The organism is Methylocaldum sp. RMAD-M (assembly GCF_017832375.1).
Classification (GTDB): Bacteria; Pseudomonadota; Gammaproteobacteria; order Methylococcales; family Methylococcaceae; genus Methylocaldum.
Genome location: NZ_JAFIBZ010000046.1, coordinates 1 through 15,388 on the forward strand (window position 1 = coordinate 1; position 15,388 = coordinate 15,388).

Genomic DNA, 15,388 nt, shown 5'->3' on the forward strand with positions numbered 1-15,388 from the left:
TATTCGCTCCTCTCAACAGGAATTGATGACCTCGAAGACCATCAAGAATACGCCGCCTACCTCAGCCCCTCATCCACAACTTTCGAGCATAACTCCGGCATCAAAGATCGGATGGTTTTTGCTGGGAGCCATGCTTTTGCCGGGGTGCGCCACACAATCGGATTATCGGCCTTTCAAATCCGAGAAAAATATTGCGACCACCGAGCGACACCCCCGAAAACAGAGCTATAACCAACCGTATCGGGTAAAAGGAAAAACGTATTACCCGTTGAAAAGCGCCAGAGGCTATAAAGCCAAAGGAGTGGCATCCTGGTATGGATGGGAATCTGGGCATCGGACAGCTATGGGATCACGCTTCAACCCCAACGCACTAACCGCCGCGCATCGCACACTTCCCTTGCCTTCACGGGTGCGAGTGACCAATCTAACAAACAAACGATCAGTGGAGGTGATCGTCAATGATCGTGGACCATTCATCACGAGTAGACTAATCGATCTGTCCCATGCCGCCGCCAAAGCACTTGGCATAAAAGGAACGGCTCGGGTAGAGGTGATGGCGCTTGATTAGATCCTCTTTCTCAACGCTTCGAAAGCTTGCGATCGACATCTTCGAAAAAACGTCGTCCTAGTGATCTCAAACGGTCACTGTCCCGTTTCGCCGCACAATGCACAAACGGCAATGCACCCGAACCGTATCAAAACGGGTCTGAAAATCGAGCCCAGAACGAGGTAAACCGGTAATCCCACTGATTTCCCCCTCGTCATCTGCTTACTTCATGACATCTCTCAACAGGCGAAACGACCACATCGAAGTCGTTCAATGCGCCGCACTGGCCACCGCATAAAGCGGCGAATAATCAGCCTGCCAGAATTTCTCGAGCTGATAAAACTCTCGCGTTTGAGGCTTCATCACATGGACGATCACATCCCCCAGGTCCACCAAGACCCACTCGCCACCACCCTGCCCTTCGACGCCGAGCGGCTGGACCTCGTTATTTTTCGCCTCGTCAATCACGTGCTCAGCCAGTGATTTCACGTGCCGTTCCGAAGTACCGCTAGCGATTACCATAAAATCTGCAATGCCGGTTTTTTTCCGAACGTCTATTACTTTAATGTCCTTACCCTTGCCATCATCTAAAGCCAGCAATACAACCTGCAACAATTGATCTGTAGTCATGTGTCTATGCAAAAGGATTTTCTCCCAATTGAATTATCGTCATTTGTCATTCTCTAGGACCGGAAAATGCCGCGAAAATCTCCCTTGAACGCGCCCCACGACCTTAGAGTCTCTACCGTTTTATGCCATTCTCGTTCAATAAGCTCACGGCGTAGCGAATCGGGATTGCATAGCTAATTCCACTCGGCCGCTCAAGAAGATTCTCTTTCGTCTCCTGGACAAAGACCTTGTTAATTATCCCAACAACGCTGCCGCTTTTGACATCGTACAGCGGACTCCCGCTGTTTCCCGGGTAAGCCGTCGCATCGAGCTGAAAAACATCGTAGGGCTCGGAAAGTCGACGGATGATTTTGGGGTTCAGCCGCTGCGACGTATGTGCCGGGATCGCGATGGGACTTATGGCAGAAACGATTCCTCGATGTGTAGCCGGATTAAGTCCCAGAACCATGCCGATCGGGTATCCCGTAAAGGCGTATGACTCTCCCTCCCGAACCTTACTCGAGTCTCCTAATCGCATAAATGGCAAAGGCGACCCGCCGATTCTTAGCACAGCAATGTCATGAGACTCATCCGTTGCAATTTCAATAGCCTGTCGCACGCTTTGCTTTTCGCCGTCGCGAGTGAAAACAGCCAACATTTCGAATTTTGATCTGTCAATCGCTTCCGGAAGAACATGTGCGTTCGTCAAGATGTGCAAGCCGTCGCTAATCGCGAAACCAGTCCCCCGGAAGATCGCCGGCGGGGTTCGCGTTCTTTGATAAGTTCCGATCCCGACGATGGCCGGTTTAATCTTTTCTATTATATCGGGCAGTTCGTCGGCATGAATTCTGGCGCTAAAGCCTAAGCTTGTACTGAAAATTCCGATACCGGCTAGACACAAATTCTTGAGTCGCATTCAAATCTGTAAGGAAAGAATTCGCCACTAACAATTATCCGATGAATCGATCGGCTCAGGTTCTGTTTCTATTATGATTAGGCACTATTCGTCAATGCGCTTAGTGAGAAAAGAAGAGCTTGCCATTCACTCTGGCCTGGTTTACAAGAATCGCTCCTACGCGGAATAACCTCTCGTGGCAATCCGGTGGGCCACGAGACTTTTAGGCCAAACGTGTTTATACACTTAGGGCATTTGGACGCGATTCGCAAGCAATCGGCAGTCCACACTAATAATTACTCCTATACAGCACTCTTCTACCATGCATCCAAACCTCGTCAAATGGTTGGTCTACCCTGTTCATGAACGGATGGTAAGCCGCCCCACGTTTACCTATCTAGCCGAATTGGAAAAAACACAGTGGCTTTCGCGTGAAGCGGTCGAAAGGATGCAGATGGAGAAATTGCTGGCCTTGTTGCACATAGCCGATGATCATAGCCCTTGGCATGCGGAACGAATCCGTGCGTCGGGCCTCGACTTAACCGCCAGTCGCGACCTAACCTTCGACGATCTTCGCCGCTTGCCGACAATGAACAAGGCGGACGCGTCCGTTAACAGAGATCGCATAGTTTGGAAAAACGTTCCGGGAGGCGCGCATCGCTACAATACAGGAGGGTCAAGTGGCCAACCGTTGATCTTTTATTTCGGCAGAAAGCGGCAAGCTGCTGACGCCGCCTCGCGCATGCGCGCACGCCGATGGTGGAAGATAGAAGTTGGTGAACCCGAAGTGTTTTTATGGGGGGCGCCGGTAGAACTCAATAAAACAGATCTTGTTAAAAAAATAAGGGATCGACTCTTTAATCAATTGCTTCTGAATGCCTTTGAGATGTCGGAGAGCAGGATGAGCGATTATCTCAAAATAATTCAATCATTTAATCCCGCCTGCATCTATGGCTACGCGAGTAGTTTGAGTCTCTTGGCATCCTACGCAAAGAGCCGGAACAGGGTCCCGAAGTTGTCACGCCTCAAAGTTGTGTGCACCACCGGAGAGCCCCTATTTCCTGAACAGAGAGCGTTAATCGAGGAAGTCTTCGATAAACCTGTATCGAATGAATATGGATGCCGCGACGGTGGGTTGATTGCGCTCGAATCGCCGCAAGGCCAAATGCTGGTTAACAGCGAAAGCCTCATTGTCGAGATTTTGGACGATAACGGGATGCCCGTCGCCCCCGGTGAAATTGGAGAAGTTGTTGTCACAAACCTATATTCGGAGGCTCAACCGTTTATCCGTTACCGCACCGGCGATATGGCACGACAAACCGACGAATTGTGCAACGTAGGTCGTGGCTTACATGTGATCTCGGAGATCATGGGCAGAACCACCGATTTCGTAGTTCGCCCCGATGGAACGATCATGCACGCCCTGGCGGTCATCTATGTGCTACGTGCAATCGAAGGGGTTCACGAATTCAAGATTATTCAACCATCAACAACTCAACTTGATGTTATGGTCGTTCCAAGCCCCATCTGGCACGAGAGCGCAAAGGATGAAATCGTGAAACAGCTGCAGAGCAGGATGGGACGAGACGTACGGGTAGAGGTCAATACGGTGGATAACCTACCGCCGGAGGCTTCAGGAAAATACCGTTATGTTACCAGCCATGTGCCGTTGCCGGAAAAGCTGGAGATCCGATCCTGATCTCCACTTTGAGGGCACTCTTACAAAACCAAGATATTTTTGCTAGTCCCTCTCGACCTGGACCATGATACTTGTGCCCGGTTGAATGTGTTTTTCGATCTTAGAACCATTCCACTTGCGCAAGTCAGCCACACTGACTTTAAATCGTTTCGAGATGGAAAACAGCGTATCGCCTTGCCGAATGGTATAACTAATCGACTGCGAAGACTTAATCCCAGAACTAGCGATTGCCAGCTTCTTGGCGGCGTCCTTGTTCCAAAGCACTAAATTTTGGCCAGCCTTGACGCCAGTCTTTGCCGATACACCATTCCACTTAGCTAACTGCTCAACATCAACGGAATGTTTCCTTGCGATAGACCAAAGCGTGTCACCCGACTGAACGGTATAAGTCGACCGTTTATTTAGAGACTCAGCAGATTTTCCTTTTGCGGAAACTGCCGCAACACTGTCCCCGCCTCTGATTTTCCCGATTACTTTGCCAGAAGGCTTGGACGCAAAAGATACGACGCCCCGACCACGGCGTGCTTTTTCTTCTAATTTGCCTTTTCGCACCTTCTGGAACTTACCGTTCTTTTCGGAGTAACTGCCATGTGCCCTGCCGGATTCCCAAGCAACGTCAGCATTTGCCAATTTCGAGTCCCGCGCAGCGATCAGCTCGTCAGCGATCGATGGGCGCCCCCCATCTAGAGGTTGGCTTTGTTGCGCCAACCGTTCCAACTCTTGCTTAAATTCGCTGATTTTCTTGTCGGCAGGGATAAACAACCTATAACTGCCTTCGATGTCGGCGTATTGGCGCTTAAAACCGGGGTTCAACTCGTAAAGCTTGTCCAAGGAGATATCGGCCGCATCAGCCGCGAGCGCCAGGTCCAGTTGCGTGCTTATCTTTACCGGCTTAAACAAGGCTTCGTTGGGAATGTGATGTAAGTCAATGCCGTACTGTTCAGCCTCCGCGAATAACTTCGCAACAGCCAAGAGACGCGGGACATAGGTGCGTGTTTCTCCCGGCAAATCCAACGACCAGAAATCGGTAGGCTTATTTCTGGCCTCGTTCTTCTGAATGGCTCTGGCAACTGCACCCTCACCACAATTGTAAGCCGCTATTGCAAGCAACCAATCGCCATTAAAATCGGAATGAAGTTTCTTCAAATATTTGATCGCCGCTCGAGTTGATGCGTACACATCACGTCGACCATCATATGAACGGCTCTGTTTTAAGCCGTAAAGCCGCCCGGTAGAAGGAATGAATTGCCATAGGCCCGCGGCTTTAGCCGGAGACACTGCATCAGGCTGGAATGCACTCTCGATGACAGGCAAAAGCGCCAACTCGCCTGGAATATCATTCTTTTCGAACTGCTTCACGATAGAATAGAGAAAAGGTTCGGCCCTTTTCTGTACACGATCCACGTAGGTCGGATGATTGACGAACCATTCGAGTTCACGATCTATTTCCTCGTGCTCAACAGGCGGCAAATTGTACGAATCGAACAATCGATCCCACAAACTGTCATATTCGGCCAGGCTCTTGCCATTATGACGACCGGTAGAGGCTTTGTCCTTTTTCCTAAACCAGCGGCTGGTATTCTTAGAGATATGAAAGACGCGGGAATTTTTGCTGTTCGGCGTTGACGCCGATTGAGAATTGTCGGTAAAACTGTTGTCCGTCTTCGTCTTCCCGGCGTGATGCGTACAGGCACTTAGAGACAAGGCAAAAGCTGATGCATAACAGAGCAACTTTACATCGCGTTTTGGCCGTCTCATCGTGTCTACCTCAGAGTTCTATTCGGGTGATTTATAGCGGCATACCAGCAGTTTAGTCAATGAAAACCAAACGCACACCGTCGCCTCACCCTCGCCAGGTATTTCTGGAGTGGTATCACGCCACAACCCTAGGGCAAATACTACAAACCATCGAGGCATCCTACCTCCAAAGTTCGCTGAATCCTACTTACAATCAAAAAATTTTACAAGTCGGCTTACTAGGATGCGAGAATTTATATATTGATGAAATATTTATTCATAACTTCGTCCTTGTTAGCGCTGAGCATCGGGGCGAGCCTTATACCAAACAGGTAATCACGGGGTATCCAAACGCACTACCCGTCGCGACCGCAAGCATAGATATCTTAATTTTGCCTCATGTCATCGACTTCGAAATCAACAAGCACGAAGTCTTACACGAGGTTGAACGCGTGCTAAAACCTAATGGCAGACTCTTCGTCCTTGGCTTTAATCCCTGGAGCGTGCACGGCATCCTTCAATATCTTCCGCGACGCTCATCATTTTGGCAGCTCAACTTTATCAGCTGCTACCGCTTATTAGACTGGTTGAGCCTTCTAAAATTCGATGCTGAATACAGTGCGGCATTCAGCATTGCGTCGTCCAAAGTGATACAAAGACCCAACTCATTTTTCAGCAAATCTCGCGCTAATCTGTCATTCGCATTCGGCATAAAGGCGGTTAAAAGAACTTACACGTTGATACCAATCACGCCAAAATGGGTCAGCGCACCGGGTTTAGTGCCCAGCCACATGCTCGAAACTTTACAGTAAGAGGCACCGTGACTAACACAGTTAACATCTACACGGATGGCGCTTGCCGCGGCAATCCGGGACCCGGCGGGTGGGGCGTAGTGTTGAAGTACAAAAGCAAAGAGATGGAGCTCTACGGAGCAGAGCCCAACACTACGAATAACCGCATGGAGCTCATGGCGGCAATCAAAGGATTGGAAGCCTTGAAAAGACCCAGCAAGGTCTGCATAACGACTGATTCTCTTTATGTTCTCAAGGGCATTTCCGAGTGGTTACCGGACTGGATCCGACGAGGGTGGAAAACATCAGCAAAGAAGTCGGTCAAGAACGTCGATCTTTGGCAGCGTCTCGTAGCCGCTCAACAAGACCATAGCGTCGAGTGGAAATGGATAAAGGGACACACCGGGCATATCGAGAATGAGCGCGCCGACGCACTTGCCAACCGAGGGATAGACGAACTGTTAGAACCTACAGCGCCAGAACAGGCGAAAACAATTCATGCGACAAGTCGTACTTGATACTGAAACAACTGGGCTCGACCCTGCAGAAGGGCACCGCATCATTGAAATCGGCTGCGTGGAACTCATCAGTCGCAGGCTGACAGGAAATCGCTTTCACGTCTATCTGAATCCAGAGCGGAACATTGATCCAGGAGCCGTTGAGGTACATGGACTGAGTGCCGAATTTCTAGCCGATAAACCTCGCTTTGCCGATATCGCCGAGGACCTTTTGGCTTATATCAAAGGCGCTGAACTGGTTATCCACAATGCTCCGTTCGATGTGGGCTTTCTCAACCATGAACTGCAATTGCTATCCAGCGGCTTTGCCAGCGTGGCGGAATATTGCACCGTTCTGGATACGTTGGTGCTCGCCAAAAAGAAACATCCCGGACAGCGCAACAATCTGGACGCATTGTGCAAACGATATGGTGTAGACAATCGACACAGAGAACTGCACGGCGCTCTACTCGATGCCGAGATCCTAGCCGAAGTCTATCTCGCCATGACCGGTGGCCAGACTTTACTGGTATTGGAGCCGGAATCGACAGATGAGGGTACGGACAAATTACAGCAAACGCCAAACTTGACCCTCTCAATAAATCGCCCTCAGCTTAAAATAATCCGTTGCAGCGAAACGGAACTCCAAGCGCATGCCGCCAGACTTGATGCTATCGATAAGGCAAGCAACGGGAAATGTCTCTGGAAAGCGTAAAGATAGAACCGAAGAGGCTTATACGTTATCCTTATAGGAGAATGTTTGATGAATCGAGGAGAGGTGGCTGAGCGGTTTAAAGCGGCGGTCTTGAAAACCGTTGACGGTTGATCCCGTCCGGGGGTTCGAATCCCTCCCTCTCCGCCATATTCTAAGGTAAGCGCTCTAGTCCAGTTTTAGCCATTGACGTTATGATCGGCATTCTCCTGGTAGATGATCATGAACTGGTTCGAGCGGGCATCGAGCACTTACTGAACGAAGCCGAGGACATGAAGGTAATCGGTATAGCGTGCTCGGGCGAAGAGGCCATCGAGCAAGCCGACCGGCTGAGTCCCGACTTGATCGTTATGGATATCAATATGCCGGGTATAGGCGGGATTGAAGCATGCCGAAAGATCAGTCAAAAACATCCACTGGTGAAAATTGTGGCTTTGAGTGTGTATGCTGATGGACCATTCCCGCACCAACTCCTAAACTTGGGCGCTCACGGCTATGTTTCGAAGAGCTGTCCTATCAGCGAGTTGATCAATGCTATTCGGACGGTATCCGAGGGCAAACGATATCTTAGTCAGGACGTTGCCAGTAAAATGGCCTTGGCCAAACTGGCCGATCAATCCTCGTCGCCGTTTAACGATCTATCGTACCGCGAACTGCAAGTCGTCATCATGACACTTCAAGGCCTGTCGATTCAGGACATGGCGGACATGCTGACGATAAGCCCCAAAACGGTCAATACATACCGGTATCGGGCGTATGACAAACTGTCTGTCAAGAACGACGTAGAGCTGACTCGGTTAGCGACAAGATACGACCTTATCAGCGACACTCCCCTCCGATGAGGATTCAAGTCTATTTGCCTCGGTGGTGGAATAGGTAGACACACGGGACTTAAAATCCCGCGCCCTAACCCGGCGTGCCGGTTCGATTCCGGCCCGAGGCACCAAACCCGCTTTCCGTGAACGGCTGACTCATGCTGTATCTATCGACTCAATCCATCATCAACGGCTCTACGATACTCCACACAATCGCCAGCCATGGCTGACTTCCTTCAGTCAGCTTTACACCAAAACTCCCGCCTTTCAACGAAACAGCCAATCGAGGTATGTTTCAGGGTCAATCTAGCGATATCTAAGGTGGAATCGATTGCAGACAAGCGCAATTCCTCGCTCTTTCGACCGCGGGTCGAGAGTTTCTTTTAGTGACCCTTTGGTTTGGCGTTATAGGGTTCTTGTCAGATGAATCGATTCTTATCCCTCGCTAGAGTTTTCGGCCTAATGCTGATGGTTTTCAGCGTGACTTACGCGTTACCTATCCTGACCTCGTTAAGTTACCGTGACGGGACGGTTTCGTTGTTTATCGAAGACATGCTGCTCACTCTAGCCGCAGGCGGACTTTTGTGGCTCACGACGAGAAAATTCCAGCGCGAATTGAAAGCCAAGGATGGGTTCTTGCTCGTGGTGCTCGCCTGGACGGGAATGGCGGCGTTCGCGACCTTTCCTCTGATGTCCTACCTCAAGGATTTGTCATTCACCGACGCCTATTTCGAAGCCATGTCCGGGCTCACAACGAGCGGCGCAACAATCCTGACTGGTTTGGATGAACTGCCTCCGGCCATCAACTTATGGCGACACGAACTTCAATGGCTGGGAGGCATGGGAATCATCGTTTTAGTTGTCGCAATTCTGCCGGTACTCGGTGTCGGCGGACGGCAGTTGTTTATGGCCGAGACCCCAGGCCCCATGAAGGAGAGCAAACTCACTCCTCGCATTACCGAGACAGCCAAAAACCTCTGGCTGGTTTATGCCGGCATTACCGTCATCTGTATCGGATCGCTCAAACTAGCTGGGATGAACTGGCTGGACGCAATCTGTCATGCCTTTTCCGCCATGGGGCTAGGCGGGTTTTCAACACACGATGCCAGCATAGGCTATTTCGATTCGCCGCAAATCGAGGGCGTCCTCACCATTTTCATGCTGCTCGCGGGAATCAATTTTGCCACGCACTTCCTGGCGATCCATAGCAGGACCTTTGCCCCTTACAAGCATGATATCGAGGTGGCGCCTTTTCTGATCCTAATTATCGCCAGCTGCGTGGGTGTCGCTTTCTATCTTTGGCAGCAGGGTACTTATGCTGACTATTGGACAGCCTTTCGACACACGAGCTTCAATCTGGTCTCCGCAGCTACCGATTGTGGCTACGCCAGCGTCGACTTCAACCAATGGCCATTATTTGCGCCGCTATGGATGCTCTTCTTGAGCTCCGTCTCAGCCTGCACCGGCTCCACCGGTGGCGGCATCAAAATGATGAGAACCCTAATTCTGGTCAAGCAAAGTCAGCTGCAGATGCTCATACTGACGCATCCCACGACCGTGAACCCCCTCAAGCTTGGCAACATGGTCATTCCATCGAATATTATTCTCGCGGTACTCGGATTCATCTTCGTCTATTTCATGAGCGTCGTGATTCTGACCTTGTTGCTGGTCATCAGTGGCCTAGATTTCGTCTCGTCCTTTTCCGCCATCATTGCCTGCATCAACAACATGGGTCCCGGACTAAACCAGGTAGGGCCAGCCGGCAATTTCGCGGGGCTAACGGATTTCCAGACATGGACCTGTACCCTGGCCATGTTTCTCGGCCGCATTGAGGTTTTTACGGCGCTGATTTTGTTTACGCCGGCATACTGGAAAAAATAAGAAGATTCGTCGGCCAGTATCATTTAATACGCTGATAAACGCCGATCAACTCGGCCTGCGCCAAAACATGTCCTTGCATGGCTTTTTCGAGCTGGGCTTTCGTGGGCTTATGCAGTGCAGACAAAACAGTATCGAGTGCGTAAAGCTTATGGAAATACCGATGCCGCCCTACTGGCGGGCATGGCCCGCCATAGCCCGTCCGCTTCCAATCGTTGACTCCTTCGGCAGTGTCGGCGGGCAAAGACTGCGACGAAATTCCCTCCGATAAACCGCTCGAGCTTGTCGGAATGTTGTAGAGCACCCAGTGGACCCATGTCATCTTCGGCGCCCTCGGATCCGGTGCATCGGGATCGTCCACAATCAACACCAAGCTTTTCGCGCCCTCGGGAATCCCGGACCAGGACAACGGCGGCGACACGTCTTGACCGTCACAAGTGAAGCGCTGTGGCATATCGCCGTTATGCATAAATGCTGACGATTCGATCTTCATGGACATGCCCTGCCCTCCTTTAAACTCCTCTGAAATGACTGCATCACTGGCGATTAGCAGCGCACCACCCAGCAGCATCCACATCCAGCGATTAAACAAATTCATAATCCTTGACCTCCTTGTCAATCAATGAGAAATCAAAATCTAACCCCGGAGACGAACAGCCAGAACGTCGCACTCAGCATGGTGAATCACGCTGGCGGCCGTAGAACCGAGCAACAGACTGATGCCGTGCCTGCCATGCGATCCGATGATAATTAGATCTGCCTGCAGCTCCTTGGCAATGCGGATAATCTCCACCTTGGGACTTCCGATTTCAACCCAGCGATTGTCTTGAGGGATAGCCAAACGATCGGCGATCTCTGCCAAACGCTTCCGCGCCGCATCCATCATCTGATCTGTCAGATCGATGTCGAACGGCACAATCGGCCCATAAGACGAATCCATGACCGGCATATTTTCCACGACATGGATAATGCTAAGTCTGGCGTCGTACTTTTTCGCCAAATCCTGAGCCTGCTGGATCACCTGTTCCCCGTGCTCGGAAAAATCGGCTGCCAATAAAATCTGCCGGTACGTCATCACCAGTCTCCTATTCTCTGCTTGCGCTCACATGGTTTGACCAAACAGGACTATCATAACTTGATAGCTTACGACTACGTACCCGAAAGCCAACCCCAAGCCGACAAAGAATGAAATGGCCAAAGCATGTCGCAAAATATGCCCAATTACCGCCAAGTGCCAAAGCATCAGAAGCGTCAGAAAAATGTAAACCCCTTTGGCTTCCGGTGTCACTAGCAGCCAGGCAAGGAGCGGAATAGCGGCTGCGCTGATCAAAGCATCACATGCGTATAAAGCGGTCGCCGTTTGTTGCAGGCGGGGAATCCCCTGGCTCAAATAGAGTGCCATATAAAGAAAGCCGAACAGCATTAAAGCTTCAACCACGGCCTCGACGACCGCTCCGCTCCAATCGCGTTCCAATCCGAGCAGCACGACACCTACGATCAAGTAGGCGAGAACCGCGAGCCCTAACAGCAAGCTCGACGCAGGAACATCCCGAGGTCCTTTCTTAAAAAAACAGATATCGAGAAACAGCTTTATCAGCGGCATGTTTACACTTCGGCAGCAAATTCGAACTCGCTCAAGTTTCACCCGAGACCGATTCCAACACCTCACTTGCCTCCAACCAGGCGGACTCGGTTTCCACCAGTAGGCGGTCAATTTCAGCTTTTTCAAGGAGCAAAGACTGTAAGTCCGCCTTCGAGTCACCCTCGTACAGCGCAGGATCTGCCAGCCGCTCTTCGAGACGCCGCTTTTCGAACGTCAATTTCTCCAAAGAGGCTTCAGCCCGTTCCAGCGCCTGCTGAAAGGGTCTCAACGCACGCCGCCGCTCCGCATCCAGGCGCCGTTGATCTTTGCGGGACGGTGCCGCCTTGCTTTCGGCCGAAGCTTGCGATATGGCACGCCGATTGCTCAGCCACTGCCTGTAATCATCCAAGTCACCAGCGAATTTCTCAGCCTTTCCGTCGGCGACTAACCAGAAATCGTCGGCAGCCGTTCGGAGCAAATGGCGATCGTGAGAAACGAGCACCATCGCTCCCTGATAATCCTGCAAGGCCAGCGTAAGCGCGTCACGTGCGTTCAGATCGAGATGGTTGGTGGGCTCGTCCAGCAACAAAAGATTCGGCTTCTGATAAATCAAAAGAGCCAATGCAAGCCGGGCACGCTCGCCACCGGAAAACGGCGCGACTGCGGCCAATGTCTGGTCGCCGCAAAAACCAAAACCGGCAAGAAAATTGCGCAAATCCTTTTCTGCCGCATTTGGATCAAGTCGCTGCAAATGCTTAAGGGGACTTTCATCGACCCGCAACTGTTCGAGCTGGTGTTGTGCAAAATAACCGACCCTCAGGTCTTGCGCTTCCAAACGCTCTCCGCAGCTTGGGCTCAAAACACCGGCCAATAATTTGATCAGGGTGGATTTGCCTGCGCCATTTGTGCCTAAAAGGCCTATCCGCTCGCCCGGATTCAACGTCAGATTAACGCCGCTTAAGATAGGCGTCGAACCGTACCCCACGCCAGCCTCATCCAGCTTCAACAAAGGCGAAGGCAGCTTATCCGGCGGCAGAAAAGAAAATTTGAAAGGCGAGTCGACATGCGCCGCGGCAATCAATTCCAGCTTGCTCAACGCCTTGAGGCGGCTTTGCACCTGGCGTGCCTTGGTAGCTTGCGCACGAAATCGATCTACGAACGACTGAATACGCGCGACTTCGCGCTGCTGTCTTTCATAGGCCGCTTGTTGTTGCCCCAAGAGTTCCGCTCGTCTCGCCTCGAATGCCGAATAGTTTCCGGAATACAGCGTAACCTTTTGGTTCTCGATATGAAGCACATGATCGACGATATCATCAAGAAAATCCCGATCATGAGAAATCAAAAGCAGAGTACCGGCATATCGGGACAGCCACTCTTGAAGCCAAATCACGGCATCCAAGTCAAGGTGATTGGTCGGTTCGTCGAGAAGCAGCATATCCGACCGACACATCAGCGCTTGCGCGAGGTTGAGGCGCATTCGCCATCCGCCAGAAAACCGATTTACCGGCTTGGCCTCATCGCCCGGCGAAAACCCGAGACCGGACATCAGTTTGGCGGCGCGCGCCTTGGCTTCATAACCTCCGATCGCGTCTAGGCGAGAATGGAGCAGTGCCAGCTTCTCACCATCGCCGCTTTTCTCCGCGTCGTGAAGACCGGCCTGGATGAGACGCAATTCGCGATCACCGTCCATGACATAGTCCAAGGCGTTCTGATCGCTAGCCGGGGTTTCTTGGGCCACATGGGCGATATCCAAATTCGGCGGCATCGAAATTTCGCCGGCATCGACATGAATCTCGCCCAGAACCAGACGAAACAAACTGGATTTACCGGCTCCGTTCGCGCCAGTGATACCGACCTTCTCACCGCTATGGATGGTGAAGGAAGCCTCGTCAAACAGAAGACGCTGGCCTCGCCTTAACGCGACCGATTTGAAATTAAGCATGCCAATGGGGTGCCAAGCCGGCACCGGTCATTAGCCGGAAAGGCAGCGCGGAATTAAGCAGCCTGCTCGATTCGCCGGTCGGCTTCTTTGACAAACTCATGGAGGTCCCCTTTTTTGACGGTAGCACGGGGGATGATCAGAGCCGTGTCAATGCCTACGAAAAGAAAGGCGTATTTTTTGGTCATCTCGACGCGAAGAATATCGGCCCATTTCATCCGAGACTCGCCGTTCCGGTTGACCTCTACCAAAACATGCGGCTCGGCCCGCAAGGTATATGTACCGAGGATGCAAGCTCTTTCTTCATCCGAGTACAGTTTCCGGATCTGTCTGCGCAGGCTTCCCTTGAAATAGAGGGGGGTCAAAATGCCCCATAATGCAGCGATCACACCTACGTAGATCGCGGAAAGCGTATCCTGATAGTAAAACCACAAGAACAGCGCGATGAGCGCCATGATACCGGGGAAGATCGCCTGGTGACGACGTAAGGTTTTCTGCCAACTCGCGGAGTTCTGCAATTGATGTTCGTTGAAGGCAACCAGATCCTGTTCGCGGACTTCGTATTCTATTTGGGTCATGCGTCTATCACAGAAATTGTCTAACACCCTGCGCCGCCGACGAACCGGCAGCACATCCCCGGAGCGCTAAAGGGTGACTAGTATACGTAATTCTGTTTCAATTTACTCACTTCGGTGGGCTTGTCTAATCCGAAGCGGGATTTGGTGCTGCACAACGGAGAACAAAATGAAAGGCAATGCCGATGTTATCGCGCGCTTAAACCATTTGCTGATCGGCGAGCTGACTTCCATCGATCAGTATTTAATTCACTCCCGGATGTATAAGGATTGGGGATTTAACCGACTGTATGAACGCATTCATCACGAATTGCAGGAAGAACAGTCCCATGCCGACCGATTGATCAACCGAATTCTATTCCTCGAAGGTGTGCCGGATCTCAGCAAGCGCAACGCACTGCAGATCGGTCAGGATGTTCCAGGCATGCTCAAGAATGACCTGACTTTAGAATACAAAGTAATCGACGAACTCAAAGAAGCGATGGCGTTTTGTGAAAGCGTCGGCGATTACGTTACGCGGGATATCCTTCTGACGCTTCTCAAGGACACAGAAGAGGACCACGCCTATTGGCTGGAGATTCAGCTCGGCCTCATCGAAAAAATCGGACTACAGAACTACCTGCAAACACAGATGTAATCTACACATCCAGCCTGCCCTATCACTCGCCCACCTATGGGCAAGACAGTTCAAATCAAATCTTATTTGATAATAATTATCAGTTGTACTAGTATTTAGATCAGGTTTTTTCATCTGGTCTTGTTATGTACATCTGTATCTGCAAGAAAGTCACCGACGGACAAATCCGAAAGGCCGTTCAGGAACAGGACGTGACAAGCATGCGCAGTCTGCGCTCCAAATTAGGTGCGTGCGATCAGTGCGGCAAGTGTGCGGTTCAGGCCAAACAGCTTATCCGCCAATGCTTGCAGCACGAAAAAACGGTATCAGACCATAACCCGCGCAAGGCCGCATAAGCTTTATCCGCTCCGGATAGCAGCGGGCCGCTTGAGCTTTAGAAGGCTAACGGTCGACCCCGTTAGAACGGAGTGTTCTTCGGAGTGAAAGGCAGAAGTACGGAAGGAGGACGTCCCTGTCCTTCACGACGAAATTCCCA

17 protein-coding genes and 2 tRNA genes are annotated in these 15,388 nt (G+C 51.2%); 11 read left to right on the plus strand and 8 right to left on the minus strand.

Annotated elements, in window-relative coordinates; translation table 11 throughout:
• Position 1: 1 nt before the first annotated feature.
• The gene (locus tag JOD69_RS23350; protein WP_348529982.1) at positions 2–568 is read left to right on the plus strand and encodes a septal ring lytic transglycosylase RlpA family protein; all 567 of its coding nucleotides are present in this window, start codon (positions 2–4) and stop codon (positions 566–568) included.
• A gap of 249 nt (positions 569–817) precedes the next feature.
• Here JOD69_RS23350 and rsfS read toward each other — a convergent pair whose 3' ends face one another.
• Both rsfS and JOD69_RS23360 read right to left on the minus strand, forming a co-directional pair.
• On the minus strand, positions 818–1,177 hold the full coding sequence (rsfS, locus tag JOD69_RS23355) for a ribosome silencing factor (RefSeq protein WP_077727969.1): 360 nt from the start codon (positions 1,175–1,177) through the stop codon (positions 818–820).
• 112 nt (positions 1,178–1,289) lie between these two features.
• Positions 1,290–2,072, minus strand: a complete 783-nt coding sequence (locus tag JOD69_RS23360; protein WP_086133592.1) for a serine protease — start codon at positions 2,070–2,072, stop codon at positions 1,290–1,292.
• Positions 2,073–2,373: 301 nt separating this feature from the next.
• Between JOD69_RS23360 and JOD69_RS23365 the strand changes: the two genes are divergently transcribed.
• On the plus strand, positions 2,374–3,750 hold the full coding sequence (locus JOD69_RS23365; protein ID WP_086133593.1) for an AMP-binding protein: 1,377 nt from the start codon (positions 2,374–2,376) through the stop codon (positions 3,748–3,750).
• Positions 3,751–3,792: 42 nt separating this feature from the next.
• Here JOD69_RS23365 and JOD69_RS23370 read toward each other — a convergent pair whose 3' ends face one another.
• On the minus strand, positions 3,793–5,508 hold the full coding sequence (locus JOD69_RS23370; protein ID WP_077727966.1) for a LysM peptidoglycan-binding domain-containing protein: 1,716 nt from the start codon (positions 5,506–5,508) through the stop codon (positions 3,793–3,795).
• A 59-nt stretch (positions 5,509–5,567) separates the two neighbouring features.
• Here JOD69_RS23370 and JOD69_RS23375 point away from each other — a divergent pair, with 59 nt between their 5' ends.
• From JOD69_RS23375 to JOD69_RS23405, 7 genes are all read left to right on the plus strand, one after another.
• Complete coding sequence (locus JOD69_RS23375; RefSeq protein WP_077727965.1) at positions 5,568–6,299, plus strand: methyltransferase domain-containing protein; 732 nt, start codon at positions 5,568–5,570, stop codon at positions 6,297–6,299.
• A gap of 8 nt (positions 6,300–6,307) precedes the next feature.
• Complete coding sequence (rnhA, locus tag JOD69_RS23380) at positions 6,308–6,796, plus strand: ribonuclease HI (protein WP_240502355.1); 489 nt, start codon at positions 6,308–6,310, stop codon at positions 6,794–6,796.
• Positions 6,777–7,490 carry a DNA polymerase III subunit epsilon gene (dnaQ, locus tag JOD69_RS23385; protein ID WP_210024336.1) on the plus strand — a complete coding sequence of 238 codons (714 nt, stop codon included), beginning with the start codon at positions 6,777–6,779 and terminating at the stop codon, positions 7,488–7,490. The genes rnhA and dnaQ overlap by 20 nt, the downstream gene beginning before the upstream one ends.
• A gap of 57 nt (positions 7,491–7,547) precedes the next feature.
• Positions 7,548–7,637: transfer RNA gene (locus JOD69_RS23390), tRNA-Ser, on the plus strand.
• A gap of 44 nt (positions 7,638–7,681) precedes the next feature.
• Entirely contained in the window at positions 7,682–8,329 is a 648-nt protein-coding gene (locus tag JOD69_RS23395) for a response regulator (protein ID WP_086133595.1), read from the plus strand.
• A 16-nt stretch (positions 8,330–8,345) separates the two neighbouring features.
• Positions 8,346–8,433 (plus strand) — tRNA-Leu (locus JOD69_RS23400).
• A gap of 292 nt (positions 8,434–8,725) precedes the next feature.
• The gene (locus JOD69_RS23405) at positions 8,726–10,183 is read left to right on the plus strand and encodes a potassium transporter TrkG (protein ID WP_077727961.1); all 1,458 of its coding nucleotides are present in this window, start codon (positions 8,726–8,728) and stop codon (positions 10,181–10,183) included.
• A 19-nt stretch (positions 10,184–10,202) separates the two neighbouring features.
• Here JOD69_RS23405 and JOD69_RS23410 read toward each other — a convergent pair whose 3' ends face one another.
• Genes JOD69_RS23410 through JOD69_RS25165 form a run of 5 tightly spaced genes read right to left on the minus strand, consistent with a single transcriptional unit; the run spans position 10,203 to position 14,306 of the window.
• Positions 10,203–10,778: a YbhB/YbcL family Raf kinase inhibitor-like protein gene (locus tag JOD69_RS23410; RefSeq protein ID WP_205780983.1), complete on the minus strand. Its 576-nt coding sequence runs from the start codon at positions 10,776–10,778 to the stop codon at positions 10,203–10,205.
• 39 nt (positions 10,779–10,817) lie between these two features.
• A complete protein-coding gene (locus tag JOD69_RS23415; RefSeq protein ID WP_245245742.1) occupies positions 10,818–11,255 on the minus strand; it encodes a universal stress protein in 438 nt (145 codons plus the stop codon).
• A 27-nt stretch (positions 11,256–11,282) separates the two neighbouring features.
• The gene (locus JOD69_RS23420) at positions 11,283–11,783 is read right to left on the minus strand and encodes a hypothetical protein (RefSeq protein ID WP_086133597.1); all 501 of its coding nucleotides are present in this window, start codon (positions 11,781–11,783) and stop codon (positions 11,283–11,285) included.
• A 31-nt stretch (positions 11,784–11,814) separates the two neighbouring features.
• On the minus strand, positions 11,815–13,704 hold the full coding sequence (locus JOD69_RS23425) for an ATP-binding cassette domain-containing protein (protein WP_086133598.1): 1,890 nt from the start codon (positions 13,702–13,704) through the stop codon (positions 11,815–11,817).
• 53 nt (positions 13,705–13,757) lie between these two features.
• Positions 13,758–14,306 carry a YcxB family protein gene (locus JOD69_RS25165; protein WP_139841028.1) on the minus strand — a complete coding sequence of 183 codons (549 nt, stop codon included), beginning with the start codon at positions 14,304–14,306 and terminating at the stop codon, positions 13,758–13,760.
• A gap of 139 nt (positions 14,307–14,445) precedes the next feature.
• Between JOD69_RS25165 and bfr the strand changes: the two genes are divergently transcribed.
• Both bfr and JOD69_RS23440 read left to right on the plus strand, forming a co-directional pair.
• The gene (gene bfr / locus JOD69_RS23435; protein WP_077727956.1) at positions 14,446–14,913 is read left to right on the plus strand and encodes a bacterioferritin; all 468 of its coding nucleotides are present in this window, start codon (positions 14,446–14,448) and stop codon (positions 14,911–14,913) included.
• Positions 14,914–15,038: 125 nt separating this feature from the next.
• Positions 15,039–15,248 (plus strand): (2Fe-2S)-binding protein, encoded by a 210-nt coding sequence (locus JOD69_RS23440; RefSeq protein ID WP_077727955.1) that lies wholly within the window; start codon positions 15,039–15,041, stop codon positions 15,246–15,248.
• Positions 15,249–15,388: the final 140 nt, after the last annotated feature.